The organism is Ruegeria sp. BF12 (assembly GCF_056538705.1).
In genome coordinates this window covers 89,038-111,847 of the sequence record NZ_JBQFTP010000004.1, presented here as the reverse complement: position 1 = coordinate 111,847, position 22,810 = coordinate 89,038, and the positions used below count along the sequence as shown (strand labels likewise).

Here is a 22,810-nt window from a genome sequence, read left to right as displayed (position 1 = left end):
TTAGTTAAGGCGTCAGAAACCAGTTCCCGCTGGCATCCCGACAATTGCGGGTTCTGATCTCGCGCGCCTGATCCGCGCCCGCAGGTTTGATGAAGTACTGAAAGTGGACGCAGTTGTCCCGAACGTCACGCACGCGGATCGTACCTTTGGATCCGGTCTCTTCGTTTGACCAACTCCGCTCGGTGCCGACCTGAGGCATACCATCCGCAAGCATCGCATTGGTCGTTGCGTTGACGACGTTAAAGTCCGCTGGGCTCAGCCCCATTTCGGCGATGATTCTCGAAAGTGGCTTGGCCTGCGCAATGGAACTTGCGCCTATCAGAACAGCTACTGCAATTAAGGGTGAAATCCAGGCTTTCATGATCTTCTCGCCTTGCTGAAATAAGTTTGGCCATAAGACTATACCGCCCGCGAACGGTGGCCAAGCCCCGCAGACTGACCTTCAAATAATACCGAACAAACCTATCGCAACACTGACGCTAAGACCATTGGCCCGATCCCCGCATAGTGTCTCAAACACGAACCAGAGGCATAGAATGGCACAGCCAACTTACTTTGCGCCCATCGGCGGACACCCCGGACAAGACCAGCTTTTGACCGACCGCGCCATGTTTACGGACGCCTACGCAGTGATTCCGAAAGGCACGATGCGCGACATCGTCACCAGCTACTTGCCATTTTAGGAGGGCACCCGGCTGTAGGTCCTGTCCCGCCCGCTCAGCGGATTCGCCGAAACGTTCTCGCAATACATTATGGAGCTTCAACCCCGGCGGCGGCAGCGACCGCCCAGAAACCAACCCTGAGGTGCAGGGCGTTCTGTTTGTGGTCGAGGGCCAGGTGACGCTGACACTGAACAGAGACGTGCATGTGCTGGACACGGGAGGTTACGCCTATATCCCGCCCGGTTCCGACTGGACGCTGCACAACCGGGCCGATGAAATCGCCCGTTTTCATTGGGTTCGGAAGGCTTACGAGGCCGTTTCCGATCTGCCAGCACCTGATCCGATTATTACCAATGAACGTGACGTCCCACCGGTTGAGATGCCGGGAACCGAAGGGCGCTGGTCAACGACCCGCTTTGCCGATCCGCAGGATCTACGCCATGACATGCACGTCAACATCGTCAATTTCGAACCAAGAGGCGTGATCTCATTTGCAGAAACCCATGTGATGGAACACGTGCTGTATGTGCTGGAAGGCAAGGCGGTATATCGGCTGAATCAGGATTGGGTCGAGGTCGAGGCCGGCGATTACATGTGGCTGCGCGCCTTCTGCCCACAAGCCTGTTATGCGGGCGGACCGGGGCGATTCCGCTATTTGCTGTACAAGGATGTGAACCGCCACATGCCCCTGACACTGGCCAAGCGCTAGGCTTTTAAACGTTTTTTTCGGTCAGGGGTTCACAGAAGCGCTTGAATCTGGTGAAATAACACCGGTTTTTAGCACTGGAGATTGTTCAATGGTACTGCGCGTAACACTGCTGGCACTGGCAGCAGGAATTGGTTTGACAGCATTTGATGCAACGCCTGTCGCCGCAAAGGAAGAAACCAAGCAGGTTTTCGTCATGAGCCGCACCTGGGCGGTAACTCAGGTTTCGGATGCTCCGGTCGTGTATCGTGCAACGCGTGACAACAACAACCTGAACCCCTTTGGCCCACCGCCGCGACTGCGCACCATTCAGGCCATTGCTGCCATTCAGCAGGCAACCGGATGTAGACCAATCGTGGCCAGCATGTACCAGAACATTTCGGGCCAGTTCTTTTCGCAGATCAGCTGCAACTGACCAAGCGAAAGAACGGGCATTGAGCTATCGACAGCACGCTGCCATAGCTTGCGCATGAAACTTGCAATCAACGGATTCGGCCGCATTGGCCGCACGATCCTGCGGCAGCTGCTGGCTCTGCCGCAGGATACGGATATCGAGTTGGTGCTGATTAACGACATCGCCCCGCTTGAGACCTGCGCTTACCTCTTCAAGTACGACAGCACGTTTGGCCCTTACCCCGGCATCGTCGAGCAGGGCGATGCAGCGCTTGTTGTCGATGGGCGCTCGTTTCCGATGACGCACAGCCCCAACCTGACCCATGTCGATCTTTCGGACGTGGACGTTTTAATGGACTGTACCGGTGTCGCCCGAACCTCGGACGTCGCAAGCCAGGGCCTGACCGCAGGGGCCAGCAAGGTGCTGATCTCTGGCCCATCGCCGGCGACCGAGATCACAATCGTTCTGGGCGCTAACGAAGACCAGTTGGGGAACGCCCGCATCGTTTCCAACGCGTCGTGCACGACCAATGGGTTGGCTCCTCTGGTCAAGGTACTGGACGGGATCGGCGGGATCGCATCGGCGCATATGACCACGATCCACTGCTATACAAACAGCCAACCCATGGTCGACGCGCCTCGTGGTGATCTGGCCCGTTCGCGCGCGGGTGCCCTGTCGATGGTTCCCACCACGTCCAGCGCCACCCACCTGATTGACGAGGTCCTACCGCATCTGGCCGGGCGAATCTCGGGCGCAGCCGTGCGGGTCCCTACCGCCAGCGTGTCCGCCGTCGATTTGGTCGTGACGCTGGAACGCGGGATGTCACCCGATACTTTCAAAACCGAGTTGCAAACTGCCGTGGAACGCTCACCCGTTCTGGGTTGGACTGATCATCCGCTGGTTTCTTCAGACCTGCGCACACGACCCGAGTCTCTAGTAATCGCAGGACCCGAAACCCGGATGGTCGGCGAACATCAGGTTCGTGTCTTTGGCTGGTATGACAACGAGTGGGGGTTTTCAGCACGCATGCTGGACGTCGCCCGTCTCATGACGCAGCACTGAGTCTGAGGTGGCGCTGCGGGCGGGCTTGCCCGCGCGCTGCTTGTCCCAACAGATCCCAAGCATCTTTGACGGGCAATGGATGGGCGGGAGGCCCTACCCTTCGACGACCTCATACGGGGTGTCAAACCAGAACTCCTCCAGTTTGTCGCCCTGGCCGATCCGGTCGATCACGGCAAACAAACCTGGCCCGTGCAAAGGTGTCAGCACACCGTGCCAAATTCCCCGATGATAGTTCACAGCTTGGCCGGGCTTGGTCACAAACGCCTGTGGATGCCCCGGTCGCCCGCCTTCGTCCGGTGCTACGATGACCAAAAATGGTTCATGCGTCATCGGAACAGAGGCCTGACTACCCTCTGGTGCCGCTCGACCATATCCAACTGATAAGGCAAAGACCGCGGATTGGCATTGAACAATGCTGATCTCGGCTTGCCCGTCCGAAAAGTCCAGCGATGCACGGTCGTGATAGCGGCCGCATTGTCCCTGATTGATGATCTTGTCCGCGTCGCCCACCACCTCGATCACATCGCCAAAAAGGGGCAAAAGCCTCGGCCGTAAGCGGAGAGATAACGATGCGCCCATTCATGAGCGCAAAACGTCCAGCAAACGGAATTCGGCGATCCGTTCAACCTGACGGCAAGCCTCGGCAAATTCAGCGTCGCGGTCATGGTCGATCCGTTGTTGAAACGCCTGCAGGATCGACGCCTTATCATGATCGCGCACGGCAATGATGAACGGGAAACCGAACTTTTCGGTGTATTCCCGGTTCAACTCAGTGAACGTCGCGCGTTCTTCAACCGTCAAAGCATACAACCCTGCCGAGGCCTGTTCCGACGTGCTTTCCTGAGTCAAACGCTTTGCCTGCGCCAGCTTGCCTGCCAGATCAGGGTGCGCAGTCAGAACCCCCAGCCGTTCTTCTTCGGATGCCGAACGGAACATCCGAGTCAGAGCATTATGCAACCCGCCAGCGGTGCCATGGGCAGGACCCAACTCCAGCTCATAGGCGCGTTCTGCGATCCATGCCGAATGCTCGAAGATGCCACCATATGCCGTCACAAACGCGTCACGCTCCATCTGCGAAGGCTTAGGGTGCTTTACCGGTGGATGATGCGCCGCCCAATGCTCGGCGATTTGCAATCGCGTCGCGAACCACACGTCAGAAAATCCGCGCGCATAATCCAGAAACCGTTTCAGCGCCATCACTCTGCCCGGCCGTCCGATCAGACGACAGTGCAAGCCGATCGAGAGCATCTTGGGCGCTCCGGCTTCCCCATCGGCATAAAGCGTGTCGAAACTGTCTTGAGGTAGGAATAGAACTGATCACCTGCATTGAACCCCTGCGGTGTGGCAAAGCGCATGTCGTTGCAGTCCAGCGTGTAAGGCACGATCAGCTGATCCCGCCCGCCCGTTTGCATCCAATACGGCAAATCACCTGCATAAGTGTCGACCACATAAGCAAAACCACCTTCCTCGGCCACCAGCCCTACGGTGTTTTCCGAACACCGCCCGGTGTACCAGCCGCGCGGACGCTCACCTACAACTTCGGTATGCAAGCGAATGGCCTTGGCAATCTGAGCACGTTCTTAGTCTTCGGGCATATCTTTATGCTCGACCCATTTCAGGTCGTGGCTGGCAATCACCTAGCCTGCCGCCTTCCTTGCCGCCACCTGATTCCGAGGGCCGAGCCAACGCCGTTGCCACACCGTACGCTGTGATCGGAAGATCCCGCATCAGACGATACAGACGCCAGAACCCCGCGCGCGATCCATATTCATAGATCGATTCCATGTTCCAATGACGCTGGCCGGACCATTGCACGGCACCGACGATTTCAGGCAGGAACGCCTCAGATTCCGCATCGCCATGCAGCACGCAATTCTCTCCGCCTTCGTTGTAGTTCAGCACGATCTGAACAGCTAGTTTTGCGCCACCCGGCCATTAGGCATCTGGCGGGTTGGCACCGCTTCCGATCAAGTTACGGCGATAGCGAGGCGGTTGCATGGCATCTTCCATTCTTGGGCTTTTGGACAGCTTTTGCCCGGAAACGCGCGGATAATTATCAAATCAATCTGAACGCTGTTTTCGGTTCTTTCCGCATTTCCACCGTTTTGAACTTTGCGCCACACCGCGACAAGGCAAAAGGCAAATCAAAGGAGAGACCCGAAGCTGGCTATGTGGCGAGCCAAGTTCTGGACACTTCTCGCGGCTGCCCGGCCGATGGGTTGAAAATTTCGTACTACCGGGTGTCGGGAAATTCCCATCACAAGATCGCCGAGAGGCAAACGAACTCGGATGGCCGCACCGACAGCCCGATCCTCCCGCAGGACGCATTCAAAACCTGTACTTACAAGTTGATCTTTTTCGCCGGAGATTACTTGCGCGCAGCTGGTCAGGCGGCTGAAGTCCCGCTCTTTCTGCATCAGGTGCCAATTCGGTTCGGCACGGCCGATGACAAAGCGCGTTATCACATGCCACTGCTACTGTCCCCAATGGCTATTCGACCTACTGGGGAAGCTGAAGCACTCCCGCTTGTCGGTTGCCCTTAACGGGCGCCTCCGGTTGGGCCAAGCGCCAAGCCTTTCAGGCGCGGCTGTGACATTGTAATCCCGTCCGCCTAAACGCCTTTGGGGCCTGATGGCGACGGTGTGTATGAAGGCAAGCCATCTGCACAGAAGCCAGAGGCGTGTCGACCGCGACCGGCACCAGACGCCCCGTACCGAGTTGCTCAGCCACCTCAAAAAACCGGCTTCATCGCAATCCCCTACCCTGAGAGCGCCCAATCTTACAGTACGTCCTCGTCATCACTGTCAAAACGATCGGAAACCGCAAATCGTTTGGGTCCGTACGATGTTTCCCAAAAGCCACTGGATTCCGGTTGCACCGGGGGCTCGCAAATTCAGACATTCATGGCGCCGCAAAATCAGGTCCGCGCCGGTCATCGGCAGGCCCCGGCGATCAACATAAGTCGGGGTGGCGCATAAGACACGCCGGCGGTCGGCAATCTTGTGATGCGCAAGGCGTTGTCTTCGGGTTGATCAACAAGCAACTCCTGATCCAACCCCTCGGTCGTCCTGTCGGTCAGTCGCAGGCGCACGTCATTCCCGAGGTATTCTTCATGAAAATTAAGTGCTTTTGGCACCGAAACCCTGTCGTCAACACCCAGAGGCCCCCCTACGAACAGCGTTCCACGCGGCGCTTTGGTCAGATGCACGACTTGCGCGTCGCTCGCTGAAACCAGCGAACGCTCAGATGATCCACAAGCCGGGAAATCCGCGCCGATATCACCGCAGGCGAAATTGCAAGTCGCGCCCGGCAGCAGGCATGCTGCCCAGATCGTAGACCCTGACGTTGCTCTAGGCCACGGTTCTATGTGCCACGCGCGGGAACCGGTATGGTAGGGCATTCTGTGAGCTCCGAAGGGTGTGTTGTTGGAAACAGTAGGTGACATCGCCCGCACCGCCCAGCAAATCTAACTGCAGGCAGGTGTAAGCCACGCCATACCTCCGGCCAATGTCACCTATATGGAACCCGAAGATCGCGAGGCCATAATCCGCTGGTTCCGCAACGCCGGTTCCTGATCACGAGACCCAGCGACCACACATATCGCAAAAGTGGCATCTCGTTCGATAATGTCTTTTCCTCTCGGACGTCTGATGTTCTAAAGTGAAATTAATCAGCCGTTTCTGTGCACAAAACGGCGAAATTCATTTCGACTTGGGGCAGTTGGAGCTATCAGATGCCGAGGAGCAGGCCACGAGCCTTTGTGAAGAATTGCCTTCTCGGCGCGCTTGCAATTTCCTTGCCGACCTCTCTGGCCGCATTGGAAACGACCCTGTCGGTTCCGGGTGGGTCCGAAGAGCTTGTCGAGCGTCTGGAAGAGACCTCTTCGGTCACGACCGCAGAATCCCGTGGATTGGACACTCCGCTGGAGATCCTTTCGGCGGCCCTGTCTGACTACCGCACGATCGTTCAGATTCTGTATGACGAAGGGTACTTCAGCCCCGTCGTCAGCATAAAACTGGATGGGCAAGAGGCGGCTGAACTCAGCTCGCTCAGCGTACCGGCGCAAATCAACCGGGCCGTCATCACGATCAACACCGGTCCCAAGTTCACCTTTGGTGAGGCGATCGTGCAACCAGTGGCGCCCGAGACGGTACTGCCGGAAGAATTCGCCATTGGTAAGCTGGCCACAACCGGCGCCATTCAGCAGGCAACCTCTGCCGGTGTGCAGGGCTGGCGAAACGCGGGTCATGCCAAGGCCGGGGTTGAGGGCCAGAAGGTCATCGCGCGCCACGCGCAGGCCAAGCTGGACGCCGAAGTCGACCTCGCCCCCGGCCCCCGCCTGCGATTTGGCAAGATGTTTATCAAGGGCGACACGGATGTGCGCCATCGGTCGATTGAAAAGATCGCAGGGTTTCCGGCAGGTGAGGTGTTCTCTCCGGAAAAAATCCAGAAAGTCGGCACTCGGTTGCGACGGACCGGAACGTTCAATGTCGTTGCAATTGAAGAGCGGGAAAATCCAAACCCGGACGGGACCCTGGATTTCGACGCAACGTTCGAGGACTTGCCCAAACGCCAGCTAACTTTCGGGTTCGAAATCGCATCGCGCGACGGGATAGACGTGACCACAACCTGGACACATCGCAACGTGTTCCGGCGGGCCGAACGTCTCCGGTTCGAGGCTGCCATTCGCAACATCGGCGGATCCGAGGATATCGACGGCCGGATCGGTTTGCGCCTGGATCAGCCCGACCGGCTGGGCCCCGATGACAGTACATTCTGGAACGCCATTCTGGAGCGGCGAAACACCGACAACTACAATGTGACGCGCGCCTCGCTGGGCTATGGTGCCCGGCGCACGTTTTCCGATCGCCTGTACGCCGAAGCTTCGGCCGGGTTTCAGTGGTCCAGCGCTGACGACGCCTACGGTGACGACCGCAGGTTTCGGTATTTTATCATCCCCTTCCGGTCGGAATGGGATCAGCGCGACAGCAAAGTCAGTGCAACGCGCGGGTATTATCTGGATTCTCAGATCATGCCATTTGCCGGGCTGTCCGACACCGAAAGCGGCATCCGCCTGTTTTTTGACGGGCGCAGTTATACCAGCCTTGGCACCGGCGGCAGGATTGTTCTGGCGGGCCGTGTCCAACTTGGATCGGTTATCGGGCCGTCCCCTGACGGCGTAACGCCGGATTTCCTGTTCTTCTCGGGCGGTGCCGGGACGGTGCGCGGTCAACCTTATGAAAGTCTCGGCATCCCTGTTGGCACCGGTGTCGCGGGCGGCAAGTCCTTCCTTGGGCTGTCCGCCGAGGTTCGCGGCAAAGTAACCGAAGCAATATCCCTCGTCGGGTTTTACGACTACGGTACAGTGGACACGTCATCATTTATCGGCAGCGGCGCAGAATACCACTCCGGTGCCGGGCTGGGTGTTCGGTATGATCTTGGCGGCTTTGGCCCACTTCGACTGGATCTTGCCGTGCCGGTTCAGGGTGACACAGGGAACGGTCTGCAATTTTACATCGGGATCGGACAAGCATTTTGATTGGACGTCACGCATATCCCCTGGTGATCACAGGACTAATAATATCCTCCCCCCTGCCTGTTGCTGCGCAGGACGAAGGCGGCAGCATGTTGGAACGCTTCCTGCAGGACACGCTGTCGGGTGACGACCAGAACGTGACCGTAAAAGGCCTGCAAGGGGCACTGAGCGCCCGCGCTACGATCGAAGAAATAACAGTGGCCGACGATGAAGGTGTCTGGCTGACCATCAAGGACGCCCAGCTGGACTGGAACCGCCTCGCCCTGATCCGGGGCCGGTTCTCGGTCAACGCCTTGACTGCGCAAGAGATCGACATCGCCCGCGCGCCCGGCACCACAACGAAAGAAGAAGCGCCAGCTTCGGCAGAAACCCAGCCATTCCAGCTGCCCGAGCTGCCGGTTGCCATCGAGATCGGTGAAATCCGGGTGGATGACCTGTCCTTGGGAGAGCCGCTGATCGGTGTTGCGGCCGACCTTAGCGTGACGGGTAATCTGTCGCTGGCCGATGGTACGCTGGACACCAATCTGGACGTTATCCGGCTGGATCGCGCGGGCGATGAAATCAAGCTGGTGGCCGGTTTCCAGAATTCGAGCCGTGAGATCAATCTGGACCTGCAAGTGACCGAAGCTTCGGGCGGGCTGATTTCCACCGCACTGAAAATACCAGACAGCCCACCACTTGGTTTGACCGCGAAAGGTGCAGGTCCGCTGACTGACTTCACTGCGGATATCGGCCTAAGCAGCGACAACCAGATGCGTGTCACCGGGCAAGTTCGCCTGCAGGCAGCCGAGGGCGGCGCAGCTGACGGCATCGCGTTTACCACAGATCTGAACGGAGATCTGACACCGTTTCTGGGGCCGGACATTGACCCGTTCTTCGGCCCGAAATCGCGGCTGTATGTGGACGGGCATACCAAGCCCGAAGGCGCGCTGGATATCTCGGACCTGGAACTCACCACGCAGGCTCTGGACCTGAAGGGCGAGTTGCAATTGGGGGAAGGCAGCGAATTGCAACTGGCGGCGCTACAGGGGCGCATCACCCCACCAGATGGGCAAACAGTTGTACTTCCAGTTGCCGGGGGCGACACGTCGATCAAGGCGGCCCAGCTTTCGGCCCTGTTTGATCGCCAGAACGGCAACCTCTGGGATCTAAGCCTGACGGCGAATGAGTTCGCGTCGCCGCAGGCCAAGTTGGGGGACGCCCGGATTACGGCCCAGGGGACGCTGGATCAGGGCGACGTCTTGACGGTAGATGGTGATGTTCAAGCAACGGTCAGCGGCATCGACATGGCCGATCCTGCCCTGAATTCGGCGTTGGGTGAGCGGATTACACTCGACGGTCAGTTCGACTACAGCAGCGACCAGTCCGTGCGACTGTCCGATTTCGAACTTGTGGGCACTGACTACACATTGGCGCTGGATGCGCTGATTGACGGCCTGACAAGCGGTCTGACGGTCGACGGCTCCGCATCACTGGAAGCGACCGATTTGGCGCGCTTTTCGGATCTGGCCAAGCTGGACCTTAGTGGGCAGGTTTCGGCCCGGGTCGAAGGAAAAGGCTCACCGCTGGAACGTAGCTTTGACGGCAAAGTGGTGGTTCAGGGCCGCGATCTGTCCACAGGCCGTGACGACATAGATCCGGTGATTACCGGAGAGACGACGATCACCCTGGACGGCAGCCGCGGCACAGACGGTATTACTGTTCGAGAATTCGATCTGGACAGTGAGGCAGCCAAAGCCGTGGCAAGTGGTGTCGTGACGACTCCGGACGGCAACCTGACCATCGATGGCGAGGCACGGGTCAATGCATCGGATTTATCGGTATTTTCGGGCCTGGCCAAGCGCGAACTGGGCGGCGCGCTGCAGGCGACTGTGAACGGCAAAGGTACGGTGCAAACGCTGGAATTTGATGGCACCGCGACTGTGATCGGACAGAATATCAAGACCGGGATGGCCGATATCGATCCTCTGCTGACAGGTAGGACCGAGATCGAATGGGATGGCGCCAGGACCGCCGACAGCATCGACATCCGCAACGCAACCGTGAATGGCAAAGCCTTAAGCGCACAGGTGCAGGCAACAATTGACGACCCGACCGGCGATCTGTCTGCCGATGGGCAAGCGCGACTGAATGTTCCGGACCTTTCTTTGTTTTCCGGCCTTGCAGGGCGCGATCTGTTCGGCTCTGTCGCTGCAAATGTTCAAGGCAGCGGCACCCTGTCCAGCCGGGTTTTCGACATACAGGGCAATCTTGACGCCAACGATATTCAGACTGGCATCGGCATCGTGGACAAGCTGATCCAGGGCGAGACGACCCTGACGGTTGACGCCGAAAACAGTGAACAGGGCCTCGATATCCAAAATTTCCGCCTGAACGGCACAGCCATAACTGCGACGGCATCCGGGAAAGTGAATCGCGAGTCCGGCGGGTTGGACTACTCGGTCAAGCTTGATGATCTGGCTCGGATCATGAATACGATGTCCGGCCCGTTGACACTGGATGGGAATGTGGCCCCGACATCGTCCGGGATTGAGGGTACCGCCAACCTGAACGGCCCCGACAGTTCATATGCCAAGCTTGTGGGTACCGTGGACAGCGACGGTTCTGCGGATCTGGACTTTGACGCCAAGTTCAACCGTATTGAAAGGTTCGTTCCCGAGTTTCCCGGCACCATCGCCGCCAATGGCAGCGCAAAGCGCAACAAGGGTGTCTGGACGATCGATGCCAAGGCCGAAGGTCCGGCCCAAATCAACAGCGACGTTTCTGGCACGTTTGATGAAAACACCGGCGATGCCGATCTTAAGGCGGTCGGCGGTGTAAATCTGGGCATCGCCAACATCTTCATCACGCCCAACAAAATCGACGGGAATGCCCGCTACGACCTGACCCTGTCCGGCAAGCCCGCACTGGAATCCCTGTCGGGATCAATCACAACGTCAGGCACTTCTCTGGCAATTCCGGGCGCAGGGCAAACAATCACAGGCATCAGTGGTTCGGTCGAGCTTGCGCAAAGCCGGGCCACAGTTTCGCTCAGCGGCGGTCCCAGAGCCGGCGGCAACTTTACCGTTAGTGGTCCAATCGACCTGACGCCGCCGTTCAACGCAAATGTTACAACCGCGCTCAACAGCGTCGTGCTAACCGATAGATTGCTTTTTGAAACCACCCTTAACGGGCAAATCGCGATGACCGGGGCTCTGGCCGGAAACAGTTCGGTTGCCGGTCAGATCACGTTTGACGAAACCAATATCAACCTGGCGGCTGCGGCGGGGGCCGTGGGCGCCGCGCCCATCCCCGACATCATTCACGTGAACGAAAGCCGGGCCAGCTATGTAACCCGCGAACGCGCGGGCCTTGTCGAGAAGGAAGGCGCAGAAAAAAGCGCGTCTCGTATTGCACTGGACGTCAGCCTGTTGGCGCCGAAGGCCGTTTTTGTTCGCGGCCGTGGCGTCAACGCAGAGCTGGGTGGACGTATACACATTGGCGGCACCACCTCTTCGGTCATTCCGTCCGGCCAGATCGAACTGATCCGTGGTAACTTTGACATTCTTGGGCGCAGGCTGGCGCTGACCAAAGGACTTGTGACGCTGCAAGGCGATTTGACGCCTTATATTGAGTTCGAATCCTCGACCAGCACATCAGACGGCACCGCGACCATCGAAATCGCCGGACCGCTGGACGCACCCGAGGTCGACGTCTTTTCCGACCCTGAGCGTCCGGCAGAAGAAGCCCTGGCCATGCTGCTGTTCGGCAACCGTTTCTCGGAACTGTCGCCGTTCGTGATCGCACAGATGGCCGCGTCCTTGGCACAGCTCAGCGGTGCAGGCGGTGACGCGACCAAAGGGTTGCGAGAGTCGACGGGCCTCGACACGGTCGATATCGGGGCCACTGAAGGCGGTGCGGGACGTTTGGGTGCTGGTGCTTATCTGAGTGACAATCTGTACACCGATTTCACTGTGAATACCGAAGGCGACACCGAGGTGAACCTGAATCTGGACGTCACCGACAACTTCACAGTCAAAGGCACTGTTGACGGTCGGGGGGAAACCGGCGTCGGGGTGTTCTTCTCGCGCGATTACTGAGCAGAGAGCGGGCTATTTCCTGCGAATACCGATCTGCTGGCCGACCTCCGGCACCGGATCCAGACCGGCGTGATCACTCACCATCCGCTGCAGACGTGTAACTGCCCAATCCGGGTAGGGAACCGAACGACCAGTCGTATGGCTGACGTTCATGAACAATGCCTCCTGAGTGGCACAAACTACGCCGTCCTTTTCGGATACCATCTGCGCGAAGTAGTGGCCGCGTTTGTGATCCGCGTCCAGCAGGCGAAACCGGATGCTGAAAGACTCGCCCTCCAGCATCTCGCGCAGGAAATTCATGTGCGATTGCAGGATGTACGGCCCCTGCCCTATTGCCTTGACCTGAGCCTCGCCCAACCCAAGGTGATCCACCATCAACAATTCCAGCGCGTTATCGAAGGCGACGCCGTAATAACCAACGTTCATGTGACCGTTATAGTCGATCCATTCTGGGCGCGCCTTGAACCCTTGGAACTCAACCGGGGCGTCATACGGTCCGTCATGTCCGGCCAGCGTTTCAGGCGTCAGCTGCATCAGGTGCTCCTTCCTGGGTCTCAAAGATCGCAACGGCGCGCACGAAACCGGCCGATGCCCCTTTGATCTTGAATGGGAAGCAGGAAATCTCGAACCCGACGGGCGGCAAAGATTCAAGGTTCGTCAGCTTTTCCATGTGACAATACCCGATATCCATCGACGCCCGATGCCCTTCCCAAATGATCGACGGGTCCTGCGTTTCAGCATACTCTTGCGCCGTCAAAGGAAACGGTGCGTCCCAACTCCAGGCATCGGTTCCGGTCACACGCACGCCGCGTTCGGTCAGATACAGGGTTGCCTCGCGCCCCATGCCACACCCTTTCATCAGGTAGTCGGGCTGCCCGTATCGCGTTCCGGCCGAGGTATTCACGACCACGATATCCAACGGACGCAGGTCATGGCCAATGCGCTTTAGTTCGGCCTCGACATCAGCCGCCGTCACCACATAGCCATCATCAAAATGGCGGAAATCCAGTTTAACGCCGGGGTTCATGCACCATTCCAGCGGAACCTCGTCGATCGTGATGGCCCGCTCTCCCTTGTTCATCGTGGAATGGTGGTGGTAGGGCGCGTCCAGATGGGTGCCGTTATGCGTGGCAATCTGCAACCGCTCGATCGCCCAGCCTTCACCGCCCGGAAGGTCCTCTTTCTTAAGCCCTGGGAAAAATGACATGACCTGTTCGGCGGTCTGATCATGCGTCAAATACTCGATTTCCGGCAGCATGATCGGCGGGTCCGATACGATCCCGGTTTCCAACGGAACGGATAAATCGACAAAGCGGCGCGCCATATGCAACTCCTCCACCAAAGACGGTGACAGGGTTGGCCGCAGTTAACCCGCTGTCAAGCAAAGAAAAAGGCGACCTAGAATGCCGCCTTTCCCAATAACTGTTTGTCGGATCTATTCCGCCGCGATGGCATCTTCGATCTTTTCCACCCGAATGGCCGAGAACTTAAACTCGGGGATCTTGCCGTAGGGGTCGATGGCCGAGTTGGTCAGGATGTTCGCTGCCGCCTCGACATAGGCGAATGGGATGAACACCATGTCTTCGGCAATCGCCCGGTCGGCGCGGGCCATGATCTCAATCGAGCCGCGACGGGTGGTCAGGCGGACCATCTCGCCCGGTTCGATCCCCATTAGCTTGAGCGTCCGTGGGTTCAGCGAACAGTTCGCCTCCGGTTCAACCGCATCCAGAACGTTGGACCGTCGGGTCATCGACCCGGTGTGCCAATGCTCTAGCTGACGGCCGGTGGTGGCGATCATCGGGTATTCTTCATCCGGCGCCTCATCCGGTGGGATGACGCTGGCCGGAGTGAACCGCGCCTTGCCATCCGCACGGGGGAAGCCGTCGCCGAATACAATCGCCTGCCCCGGATCAGTCTCGCTGAGCGACGGGTACGTGATGGTTTCGGTTTTCAGACGCTCCCACGTGATGTTGTTGAGCGAGTTCATCGTCAGCTTCATCTCGTCAAAGACCTGAGACACATCCGTATAATCCCAGTTCAGCCCGATGCGCTGCGCCAGTTCGACGGTGATCTTCCAATCCTCGCGCGCTTCACCCGGAGGTGTCACGGCCGGACGCACCCGCTGTACCTGACGGTTGGTATTCGACACCGTGCCGTTCTTTTCATACAGCGCCGAGGCCGGCAGGATGATGTCGGCATAGTTCGCCGTCTCGGTCAGGAAGATGTCCTGCACAATCATCAACTCAAGCTTGGCCAGAGCATCCCGCGCGTGGTTCACATCAGGGTCGGACATGGCGGGGTTCTCACCCATGATGTACATACCCTTGATGTTGCCCGCATACGCCTGATCAATGATCTCGGTGACCGTCAGACCCTTCTCGTTCGAGAAATCTTCGGAGTCCCACACACTGTTGAATTTCGCGCGGATGCCGTCATCGGTGACCGACTGGTAATCCGGCAGGAACATCGGGATCAAACCCGCATCTGAGGCACCCTGCACGTTGTTCTGCCCCCGCAGTGGGTGCAGACCCGCGCCCGGTTTGCCAACGTTTCCGGTCATCAGAGCGAGGCTGATCAGGCAGCGAGAGTTGTCAGTGCCGTGGATGTGCTGGCTGACGCCCATACCCCAGAAGATCAGACCAGCCTTGGCCTGTGCAAAGGTGCGGGCCACGCGGCGCAGCTGATCCGGTTCGATGCCGCAGATCGGCGCCATCGCCTCGGGCGTGAACTGGCGCAGATGCTCTTTCTCGGCTTCCCAGTTCTCGGTCCAGCGGTGGATGTACTGGCTGTCGTACAGCTCTTCTTCGACGATCACGTTCATGATCGCGTTGAGCATCGAGACATCGGCCCCCGGACGGAACTGCAGCATTTCGTCGGCGAATTTGCGCATGCCAACACCGCGTGGGTCCATCACGATCAGCTTGCCGCCGCGTTTGGCGAACTGCTTGAAGTAGGTCGCCGCAACCGGATGGTTTTCGATCGGGTTCGAGCCGATGATGATCGCCACATCCGCGTTTTCGATCTCGTTGAAGGTCGCGGTTACGGCACCGGAACCGACGTTCTCGATCAGAGCGGCTACAGACGACGCGTGGCACAGACGGGTGCAGTGGTCGACGTTGTTGTGCTTGAACCCCTGACGGATGAACTTTTGGAACAGGTAGGCTTCTTCGTTGGTGCATTTGGCCGAACCGAAGCCTGCTACGCTGCGCGGGTCTTGGTCGCGCAGGGCCGTCAGCTTGGTGGCCGCCAAATCCATCGCCTCTTCCCAGGTCGCTTCGCGGAAATGGGTACTTAGATCGCCGGGATCGACATTCAGGCCCTTCTCTGGTGCGTCTTCGCGACGGATCAGCGGCTTGGTTAGGCGGTGCGGATGGTGGATGTAGTCAAAGCCAAAGCGGCCTTTGACGCACAGGCGGCCCTCGTTTGCGGGGCCGTTGATGCCCTCGACGTATTTGACCTTACCGTCTTTGACCTTCAGCGAGACCTTACAGCCCACACCGCAGAACGGGCAGACGCTTTCGGTCTCAGAATCGTAGTCCTTGCTGTCGCCCTTTTGCTGGTCGTCCAGCACAGTGGCGGGCATCAGGGCCCCGGTCGGGCAGGCCTGAACGCATTCGCCACAGGCCACACAGGTTGAATCGCCCATCGGATCGTTCTGGTCGAACACCACCTGCGCGGTATGGCCACGACCGGCCATGCCGATCACGTCGTTCACCTGCACTTCACGGCACGCCCGTACGCAAAGGTTGCAGTTGATGCAGGCGTCCAGATTGACGCGCATCGCAACATGGCTGTCATCCAACAGAGGGATTTTCTCGGCCTCTTTCGCCGGGAACCGGCTGTCGCTGACAGCGTTCAGCTTGGCCATGTCCCAGAAATGGCTGGACTTGTCGTGCGCCTCCTCGGGCTGGTCAGCGACCAGCAGCTCCATGACCATGGCGCGTGATTTCTCAGCGCGCTCCGAGTCAATCTTGACCACCATACCGTCCGCCGCGGGACGGATGCACGAGGCGACCAGAGTACGCTCGCCTTCCACCTCGACCATACAGGCGCGGCAGTTACCGTCGGGGCGATAGCCCGGCTGCGGCTTGTGGCACAGGTGCGGAATGGTGAACCCCTGCCCCTTGGCGGCTTCCCAGATGGTCCAGCCCTCGGGCACGGTGACATCCTCGCCGTTCAGGTTGAAGGTGACGGTCTTGTTTGGGCTTGCATCAAGCATGGCTCTGTCTCCCTCAGATTTCGTCAGCGAAATGTTTCATGACCAGGCGGATCGGGTTCGGGGCCGCCTGCCCCAGACCGCAGATCGAGGCATCGCCCATGACCTGACACAGGTCCTCAAGCAGGTCCTGATCCCACTTGTCGGCCTGCATCAGCTTCACCGCCTTTTCGCAACCGGCACGGCAGGGTGTACACTGACCGCAGCTTTCATCCTCAAAGAACCGTAGCATGTTCAGCGCCGCGTCACGGGCCGTATCCTGATCGGACAGAACCACCACGGCCGCAGAACCAATGAACGTCCCGTGCGGTTGCAGCGTGTCGAAGTCCAATGGGATATCATCCATCGACGCAGGCAGCAGGCCCGAGGACGGACCGCCCGGCTGATAGGCTTTGAAGGTCTGACCTTCGACCATCCCACCAGCGGCTTCGATCACGTCCAGAATGGTCGATCCGGCGGGCAGCAGGTAAACGCCCGGCTTTGCCACCCGGCCCGAGACCGAATAGCTGCGTAGGCCCTTGCGGCCATTTTTTTCGGTGCTGTTGAGGCACTCGGGCCCCTCGCGGCAAACTTTGGTGACCCAATACAACGTCTCGACATTGTGCACGAGCGTCGGGCGGTTGAAGACACCAACCTGCGCCACGAACGGAGGACGGTGACGCGGCAGGCCTTTCTTGCCTTCGATGGATTCAATCATCGCGGATTCTTCACCGCAGATGTAAGCGCCGGCACCGCGGCGCAGGTCGATGTAACCCGGCTCAACAATCCCGGCGTATTCCAGCGCAGCAATCTCACGCCGCAGAATCTCCAGCACCGCCGGATATTCGTCGCGCATATAGATGAAGCAGGTTTCCGCCTCGACCGCCCAGGCAGCGATCAGCATCCCTTCGAGGAAGACGTGCGGCGTGCGCTCCAGATAGTAGCGGTCCTTGAACGTACCCGGTTCGCCCTCGTCCCCGTTCACGGCCAGATAGCGCGGACCTTCGTTCATGCGAACAAAACCCCATTTCTTGCCGGACGGGAAACCAGCACCACCCAGACCGCGCAGGCCCGAGGACAGGACGTCTTCCTGCACCTTCTCCCAATCGCCGCTTTCGCGCAGCTCTTTCAGCTTGGCGTAGCCACCGTTTGCCTCATAAGCGGCAAAGGCTTCGTAACCGGGCAGATGGGCGTGGGTGTCGCCCGCAGCAATCGCGGCCTGCACCTTTTCGGGAGTCGCATGGTCGATATGGTTGTGACCGATCTCCAGCACCGGGGCAGTGTCACAACGGCCCATGCAAGGCGCGCGGACAACGCGGACTTCGGACGCGTCCAGTCCGTCTTCCAGCGCTTTTTGCAACTGCTGGGCGCCAGCCATTTCGCAGGACAGAGAATCACAGACACGGATCGTCAGCGCGGGCGGAGGCGTCTCGCCTTCTTTCACCACATCGAAATGGGCATAGAAGGTCGCGGTTTCGTAAATCTCGGCCTGACCGATCCGCATCTCGACCGCCAGCGCGGCGATGTGGTCGGCGCTGATATGGCCGTGTTCGTCCTGAATCAAATGCAGGAATTCAATCAACAGATCGCGGCGGCGCGGGCGGTCGCCCAGCAGGCGATGGATTTCTGCCTGCGCCTCATCCGTGAACTGACGGCCTTTGGGCGTATGCCGCCCTTTGCCTTTACCTGACTTCCAGACGCCCTTTGGCGCGCCTGATGGCTTGGTGTCTAATGGTGCCATGATGCCCTCCGATTGAGGCTCCGTGTCTCATCAGAATAACATATCGTCAAATCGCTTATCGTAATCGCACGATAACGACAGTTTATCACCGTAAAGACGTCACCACCGCGCGTAGGGCCTCAACCGTTGGCAATTCCGGGTCTCGGCTAAGTGTCGCCAGACAAATCGGTTTACTTACAACAGGATCGACCAGAGGCAGAACTTTCGTCCCCTTCAAATCGCCCAAAGCGCGGATCAGGACACGGGGCACAACCGTGGCCGCAAGCCCCTCACGCGCCATGACCATCGAGGCAGTAAAGCCGCTGGTTTCGGCAACCACATGCGGGTGTAGCCCCTGCTCGGCAAAGATGCGGTCAAGGATACGACGGTTCTGCATCTGCGGCTCCAAAAGGCTGATCGGGAATTCGGCCACCTGAGCCCAGGGGATCGGACCGGTTTCTTCGGTCATGTGAGACGGAACCAGCAGAACATAGGTCTCTTCGTACAAAGGCTGTACTTGTCGCAGATCGGTGCCGATGCTGTCGCCATAGGTGATGCCCGCGTCCAGGCTGCCCTCATCCAGTCGGTGTTGGATGGCCGAGGCCGACATGGTTTCGATTCGCGACAAAATACGTGGATGGGCTTGTTGCAGGCGTTTGATCAGCCGCCCCGTGAACGCAATCGCGGTCGGAATCACGCCCAGAATCAATGTCCCGGTGATCTCACCCCGTGCCGCCAGCACCTGCTGCTCTAGCGCCTTGGCGTCGTCAAGAATACGCCTGGCACGGCGCACGATCATCTCGCCCTCTTCGGTCAGCCCCTGAAACCGGTTGGCTCGGCGAACGATGGACACCCCCAGTCGATCCTCAAGGTTGCGGATACGCATCGAGAACGCAGGCTGAGAAATCCCGCACTCCTCTGCCGCTTTTGCAAAGTGCTGAAGCCGCGCCAGCGCGTTAAGAAGTTGAAGGTCGCGGATTTCGATCATGCAGCGGTGTCCTAAAGTCTGGCCAGTCGCACAGTAACGCGTTTGCGTCGCCGTGAAAGCGCTAGTTGTATTCCGGCCATGGCGCTTAGCCGTGGATTGCACTTTGTTCTGCTACGATGACCGCGCTATCATGGAGCGGAGTCGATATGATGGGCGGAGGACTTCAATGGTCAGAGAACGTTTCGGCTTGGGTGCTCGTATCTGGGTGCTGGCGGCGTTGTTAACTTTTTTGGCAGGAGGAGATGCCATGGCACAAGTGAATGACGTTTCTGCGGCAAAAGACCTTTCCCGACAGGCTCTTGAAATGTGGGCCGCAGAGTCCACGATTGACGAGACCATTTTCGCCGAAGGCTATCAGAACCATCAAGCGCCATTGGCTACCGGCGGCACCGGGAGCATCGACCTGACCACATGGGTCGGTATTGTTGAAGCTAACCATAGGACCTTTCCCGACCTGAAGGTCGAGATTTTGGAACAGACCGCCGAAGGCGACCGCGTATCCACCCACTGGCGCTTTTATGGAACCCAGAATGGCACCTATCTCGGGCTGCCCGCCACTGGCCGGTCGGCTGACTGGACCGGCGTTCAGATTGACCGTATTTCCAATGGCCAGATAGCGGAAAGCTGGGTCGTGTGGGATTTCTTCACGCAGCGACAGCAGCTTGGCATGGAAAACTAGGAACGGCGAACAATGTGCGCCCGATCTTCGGCTGGATCGAGCGTTCCTGCATTGATCAGGTGTTGAACAGGAAGTGCATCACATCGCCGTCCTTGACGATGTATCCCTTGCCCTCGGCCCGCATCTTGCCTGCTTCTTTGGCCCCTTGCTCACCATTGGCGGCGATATAATCGTCATAAGCAATGGTTTCGGCGCGGATGAAACCCTTTTCGAAATCACCGTGGATCACGCCTGCCGCCTGCGGTGCAGCAGTACCGGTGCGGATGGTCCAGGCGCGGGCCTCTTTCGGGCCAACGGTGAAATAAGTTTCCAGCTTCAGAAGGTCGTAGCCTGCGCGGATCAGTCGATCGAGGCCGGGCTCTTCCAGCCCCATTTCCTCAAGAAACATCTGGGCCTCGTCGTCTTCCAGCAGGCTGATCTCTTCTTCGATCTTGGCGCTGATGATGACGTGTGAGTTGCCTTGTGCCGCAGCCATCTCGGCAACCTTGGACGAGTATTCGTTGCCGTCGGCCGCTTCTTCCTCGGACACATTGCAAACATAGAGGACCGGCTTGGTGGTCAGTAGCTGCAGCATTTTCCACGCCTTGGCGTCTTCGTCAGACACTTCGACCAGACGCGCGGGTTTGCCGTTTTCCAGCATCGCCTGCGCTTCGGCCAGCAAGCGGTCCTGCTGCTGCGCCTCTTTGTCGTTGCCTTTGAGCTTGCGCACCAGATTGGCGCGGCGCTTTTCGATGCTTTCCAGATCGGCCAGCATCAATTCGGTCTCGATCGTGTCGGCATCGGCCACCGGATCGACGCGACCGTCAACATGGGTTACGTCGCCGTCTTCGAAGCAACGCAGCACATGAGCAATGGCGTCTGTCTCACGGATGTTGGCCAGAAACTGGTTGCCCAGCCCCTCACCCTTCGACGCGCCCTTCACCAAGCCGGCGATATCCACGAAGGTCATCCGCGTCGGAATGATCTGCTTCGAACTTGCAATTGCCGCCAACTTATCCAGCCGGTCGTCAGGCACAGCCACGTCACCCACATTGGGCTCAATTGTGCAGAACGGGAAATTCGCAGCTTGCGCAGCCGCGGTTTTGGTCAGCGCATTGAAGAGGGTCGATTTGCCCACATTCGGCAACCCCACGATTCCCATTTTAAAGCCCATGACGGCCTCCTGCATACCATTCGAGCGCTGCTTCTATGCAGGTCCGGGGAAATACGCAAGCCGGACCACGGAAAGGGCCACTGGTTCAAATTGCAACATCACAAAACCGTTGGGCATACGTGATCTTGCCTGGATTGAAATCGGCACACTAAGCTCACCATGTAAAACGTTGCGATCAAACAAATAGTGAATACATGATATGAAGTATTTTGCTGCAATCACTGCGCTTCTGCTCGCTGCCCAAACAGCGCAGGCGCAATCCATTGTCTTTGGTGCCGGTTTTTCAGATTTTTCAGACAGCCTGTCTGATGATGAAGCCGTAATTTCGATCGAATACCATCACCGGCCATTTCACGAAGCCACGCGTTTTTCCGCCACATGGGGAGGCGCCCTGACCGTTGATGCCGCCTCTGACATTCATGTCGGCATAGGCTTGATCGGAGTCTACGCGTTCGCTGACCGCTGGTTCGTCGAAGGCAGTGTCATGCCCGGGTATTTTTCAGAAGGCGATGCGCTTAACGACCTCGGTGGTGAGTTCCAGATTCGCAGCCTGCTGGGCGTCGGCTACACCCTCAACAATGGCAATAGCTTGTCCTTGGCCATTACCCATAAATCCAATGCAAGCACACAGGACGACAACCCGGGCGTTAACTCGGCCTTGCTGCGGTACCACTACGCGTTCTGACGCAATCTGCCCTAGGCGGGATTGATTTCCGGGCAAAGTTTCTGCACATCAGGTCTGAACCTGATTGCAAGGACTGCCCATGACCCGTATCGACGCCAAGTTCGCTGCCCTGAAGGAACAGGGAAAGAAGGCCTTTGTCGCCTATATCATGGCCGGGGACCCGGATTTCGATGCCTCGCTTGAGATCGTAAAAGGTTTGCCGGGCGCCGGTGTGGACGTTATCGAATTGGGCCTGCCCTTCACCGACCCTATGGCGGATGGCCCCACGATCCAGGCTGCCGGTCAGCGCGCGCTGGACGGCGGCATGACCCTGCAACGGACTTTGGATCTGGCCCGCGCATTTCGCGAAACCGACGACACCACTCCGATTGTGCTGATGGGGTACTACAATCCGATCTACAGCCGTGGCGTCGACAAGTTCCTTGTCGATGCCAAAGAGGCGGGCATCGACGGGCTTATCATCGTCGACCTGCCACCGGAAGAAGACGAGGAACTTTGCCTTCCCGCGCAAGCCGCAGGTCTGAACTTCATTCGCCTGGCGACGCCGACCACGGATGACAAACGCCTTCCGCGCGTCCTGCAGAATACGTCGGGCTTTGTTTATTATGTCTCGATCACAGGCATCACCGGCGCGGCAGAAGCAGAGGCCACCAATGTCGGCCCCGAGGTCGCACGGATCAAATCAGCAACCGATCTGCCAGTGATTGTTGGGTTCGGGATCAACACGCCCGAGAAATCACGTGCAATCGCAACCGTGGCCGATGGTGCCGTGGTCGGATCGGCCATCGTCAGCCAGATCGCTGCGGGCAAACCCGCCGCCGAAGTGCTGGACTTTGTGAAAACTCTGGCGGACGGCGCCCATTCGGCCTGATCCCAGGTTTTCATCATTTCAACGCAGTCGCCCCCGGTCGGCTGCGTTTTTTTGTGGCTGATTGCGCGCCGTTGAACCGT

Annotated in this window: 15 protein-coding genes and 5 pseudogenes; 10 read left to right on the top strand and 10 right to left on the bottom strand. The window is 58.6% G+C overall.

The annotated features are described in order from the left end of the window. Positions 1 to 4 precede the first annotated feature (4 nt). Positions 5 to 361, bottom strand: coding sequence for a hypothetical protein (locus ACR0J0_RS08870; RefSeq protein WP_480663079.1), 357 nt, complete (start codon positions 359 to 361; stop codon positions 5 to 7). A gap of 175 nt (positions 362 to 536) precedes the next feature. Here ACR0J0_RS08870 and ACR0J0_RS08865 point away from each other — a divergent pair. The 3 genes and pseudogenes from ACR0J0_RS08865 to ACR0J0_RS08855 all read left to right on the top strand — a co-directional run bounded on the left by ACR0J0_RS08865 (position 537) and on the right by ACR0J0_RS08855 (position 2,824). Next, positions 537 to 1,371: pseudogene (locus ACR0J0_RS08865) on the top strand (bifunctional allantoicase/(S)-ureidoglycine aminohydrolase). Positions 1,372 to 1,459: 88 nt separating this feature from the next. Then, a complete protein-coding gene (locus ACR0J0_RS08860) occupies positions 1,460 to 1,783 on the top strand; it encodes a hypothetical protein (RefSeq protein WP_480663077.1) in 324 nt (107 codons plus the stop codon). A gap of 54 nt (positions 1,784 to 1,837) precedes the next feature. Then, positions 1,838 to 2,824 (top strand): type I glyceraldehyde-3-phosphate dehydrogenase, encoded by a 987-nt coding sequence (locus ACR0J0_RS08855; RefSeq protein ID WP_480663075.1) that lies wholly within the window; start codon positions 1,838 to 1,840, stop codon positions 2,822 to 2,824. Between the two features lie 93 nt (positions 2,825 to 2,917). On the opposite strand, the gene ACR0J0_RS08850 is transcribed toward ACR0J0_RS08855, so the two are convergent. Continuing rightward, positions 2,918 to 3,364 carry an ureidoglycolate lyase gene (locus tag ACR0J0_RS08850; RefSeq protein WP_480663073.1) on the bottom strand — a complete coding sequence of 149 codons (447 nt, stop codon included), beginning with the start codon at positions 3,362 to 3,364 and terminating at the stop codon, positions 2,918 to 2,920. Between the two features lie 39 nt (positions 3,365 to 3,403). Beyond that, positions 3,404 to 4,822: pseudogene (puuE, locus tag ACR0J0_RS08845) on the bottom strand (allantoinase PuuE). A 173-nt stretch (positions 4,823 to 4,995) separates the two neighbouring features. Here puuE and uraH point away from each other — a divergent pair. Further along, a pseudogene (gene uraH / locus ACR0J0_RS08840) lies at positions 4,996 to 5,339 on the top strand (hydroxyisourate hydrolase). Positions 5,340 to 5,401: 62 nt separating this feature from the next. Here uraH and ACR0J0_RS08835 read toward each other — a convergent pair. Beyond that, a pseudogene (locus ACR0J0_RS08835) lies at positions 5,402 to 6,144 on the bottom strand (LysR substrate-binding domain-containing protein). Between the two features lie 21 nt (positions 6,145 to 6,165). On the opposite strand from ACR0J0_RS08835, the pseudogene ACR0J0_RS08830 reads away from it, so the two are divergent. From ACR0J0_RS08830 to ACR0J0_RS08820, 3 genes and pseudogenes are all read left to right on the top strand, one after another. Further along, positions 6,166 to 6,399 (top strand): annotated as a pseudogene (locus ACR0J0_RS08830) (urate hydroxylase PuuD); the annotation flags it as partial. A gap of 158 nt (positions 6,400 to 6,557) precedes the next feature. Continuing rightward, entirely contained in the window at positions 6,558 to 8,363 is a 1,806-nt protein-coding gene (locus ACR0J0_RS08825) for an autotransporter assembly complex protein TamA (RefSeq protein ID WP_480663071.1), read from the top strand. 86 nt (positions 8,364 to 8,449) lie between these two features. Next, on the top strand, positions 8,450 to 12,439 hold the full coding sequence (locus ACR0J0_RS08820; protein ID WP_480663069.1) for a translocation/assembly module TamB domain-containing protein: 3,990 nt from the start codon (positions 8,450 to 8,452) through the stop codon (positions 12,437 to 12,439). Positions 12,440 to 12,451: 12 nt separating this feature from the next. Here the strand turns inward: ACR0J0_RS08820 and ACR0J0_RS08815 are convergent, their stop codons facing one another. From ACR0J0_RS08815 to ACR0J0_RS08795, 5 genes are all read right to left on the bottom strand, one after another. Continuing rightward, positions 12,452 to 12,973, bottom strand: coding sequence for a thioesterase family protein (locus tag ACR0J0_RS08815; protein ID WP_480663067.1), 522 nt, complete (start codon positions 12,971 to 12,973; stop codon positions 12,452 to 12,454). Continuing rightward, entirely contained in the window at positions 12,957 to 13,763 is an 807-nt protein-coding gene (locus ACR0J0_RS08810) for a cyclase family protein (protein ID WP_480663065.1), read from the bottom strand. The genes ACR0J0_RS08815 and ACR0J0_RS08810 overlap by 17 nt, the downstream gene beginning before the upstream one ends. Positions 13,764 to 13,874: 111 nt before the next feature. After that, entirely contained in the window at positions 13,875 to 16,658 is a 2,784-nt protein-coding gene (gene fdhF / locus ACR0J0_RS08805; RefSeq protein WP_480663063.1) for a formate dehydrogenase subunit alpha, read from the bottom strand. Between the two features lie 13 nt (positions 16,659 to 16,671). Further along, positions 16,672 to 18,375, bottom strand: coding sequence for an NAD(P)H-dependent oxidoreductase subunit E (locus ACR0J0_RS08800; RefSeq protein ID WP_480663061.1), 1,704 nt, complete (start codon positions 18,373 to 18,375; stop codon positions 16,672 to 16,674). Between the two features lie 85 nt (positions 18,376 to 18,460). Beyond that, positions 18,461 to 19,342: a LysR family transcriptional regulator gene (locus ACR0J0_RS08795; RefSeq protein WP_480663059.1), complete on the bottom strand. Its 882-nt coding sequence runs from the start codon at positions 19,340 to 19,342 to the stop codon at positions 18,461 to 18,463. A gap of 166 nt (positions 19,343 to 19,508) precedes the next feature. On the opposite strand from ACR0J0_RS08795, the gene ACR0J0_RS08790 reads away from it, so the two are divergent. After that, positions 19,509 to 20,021, top strand: a complete 513-nt coding sequence (locus ACR0J0_RS08790) for an ester cyclase (RefSeq protein WP_480663057.1) — start codon at positions 19,509 to 19,511, stop codon at positions 20,019 to 20,021. 55 nt (positions 20,022 to 20,076) lie between these two features. Here ACR0J0_RS08790 and ychF read toward each other — a convergent pair whose 3' ends face one another. Further along, the gene (gene ychF / locus ACR0J0_RS08785; protein WP_480663055.1) at positions 20,077 to 21,174 is read right to left on the bottom strand and encodes a redox-regulated ATPase YchF; all 1,098 of its coding nucleotides are present in this window, start codon (positions 21,172 to 21,174) and stop codon (positions 20,077 to 20,079) included. A gap of 199 nt (positions 21,175 to 21,373) precedes the next feature. Here ychF and ACR0J0_RS08780 point away from each other — a divergent pair, with 199 nt between their 5' ends. After that, positions 21,374 to 21,859: an acyloxyacyl hydrolase gene (locus ACR0J0_RS08780; RefSeq protein ID WP_480663053.1), complete on the top strand. Its 486-nt coding sequence runs from the start codon at positions 21,374 to 21,376 to the stop codon at positions 21,857 to 21,859. Between the two features lie 79 nt (positions 21,860 to 21,938). Beyond that, complete coding sequence (gene trpA / locus ACR0J0_RS08775; protein WP_480663051.1) at positions 21,939 to 22,730, top strand: tryptophan synthase subunit alpha; 792 nt, start codon at positions 21,939 to 21,941, stop codon at positions 22,728 to 22,730. The last annotated feature ends 80 nt before the right edge of the window (positions 22,731 to 22,810 follow it).

Bases quoted from the DNA above. Each gene is read 5' to 3' on its own strand.
- ACR0J0_RS08870 (WP_480663079.1), bottom strand. From the start codon at position 361: ATGAAAGCCTGGATTTCACCCTTAATTGCAGTAGCTGTTCTGATAGGC.
- ACR0J0_RS08860 (WP_480663077.1), top strand. From the start codon at position 1,460: ATGGTACTGCGCGTAACACTGCTGGCACTGGCAGCAGGAATTGGTTTG.
- ACR0J0_RS08855 (WP_480663075.1), top strand. From the start codon at position 1,838: ATGAAACTTGCAATCAACGGATTCGGCCGCATTGGCCGCACGATCCTG.
- ACR0J0_RS08825 (WP_480663071.1), top strand. From the start codon at position 6,558: ATGCCGAGGAGCAGGCCACGAGCCTTTGTGAAGAATTGCCTTCTCGGC.
- ACR0J0_RS08820 (WP_480663069.1), top strand. From the start codon at position 8,450: ATGTTGGAACGCTTCCTGCAGGACACGCTGTCGGGTGACGACCAGAAC.
- ACR0J0_RS08815 (WP_480663067.1), bottom strand. From the start codon at position 12,973: ATGCAGCTGACGCCTGAAACGCTGGCCGGACATGACGGACCGTATGAC.
- ACR0J0_RS08810 (WP_480663065.1), bottom strand. From the start codon at position 13,763: ATGGCGCGCCGCTTTGTCGATTTATCCGTTCCGTTGGAAACCGGGATC.
- fdhF (WP_480663063.1), bottom strand. From the start codon at position 16,658: ATGCTTGATGCAAGCCCAAACAAGACCGTCACCTTCAACCTGAACGGC.
- ACR0J0_RS08800 (WP_480663061.1), bottom strand. From the start codon at position 18,375: ATGGCACCATTAGACACCAAGCCATCAGGCGCGCCAAAGGGCGTCTGG.
- ACR0J0_RS08795 (WP_480663059.1), bottom strand. From the start codon at position 19,342: ATGATCGAAATCCGCGACCTTCAACTTCTTAACGCGCTGGCGCGGCTT.
- ACR0J0_RS08790 (WP_480663057.1), top strand. From the start codon at position 19,509: ATGGTCAGAGAACGTTTCGGCTTGGGTGCTCGTATCTGGGTGCTGGCG.
- ychF (WP_480663055.1), bottom strand. From the start codon at position 21,174: ATGGGCTTTAAAATGGGAATCGTGGGGTTGCCGAATGTGGGCAAATCG.
- ACR0J0_RS08780 (WP_480663053.1), top strand. From the start codon at position 21,374: ATGAAGTATTTTGCTGCAATCACTGCGCTTCTGCTCGCTGCCCAAACA.
- trpA (WP_480663051.1), top strand. From the start codon at position 21,939: ATGACCCGTATCGACGCCAAGTTCGCTGCCCTGAAGGAACAGGGAAAG.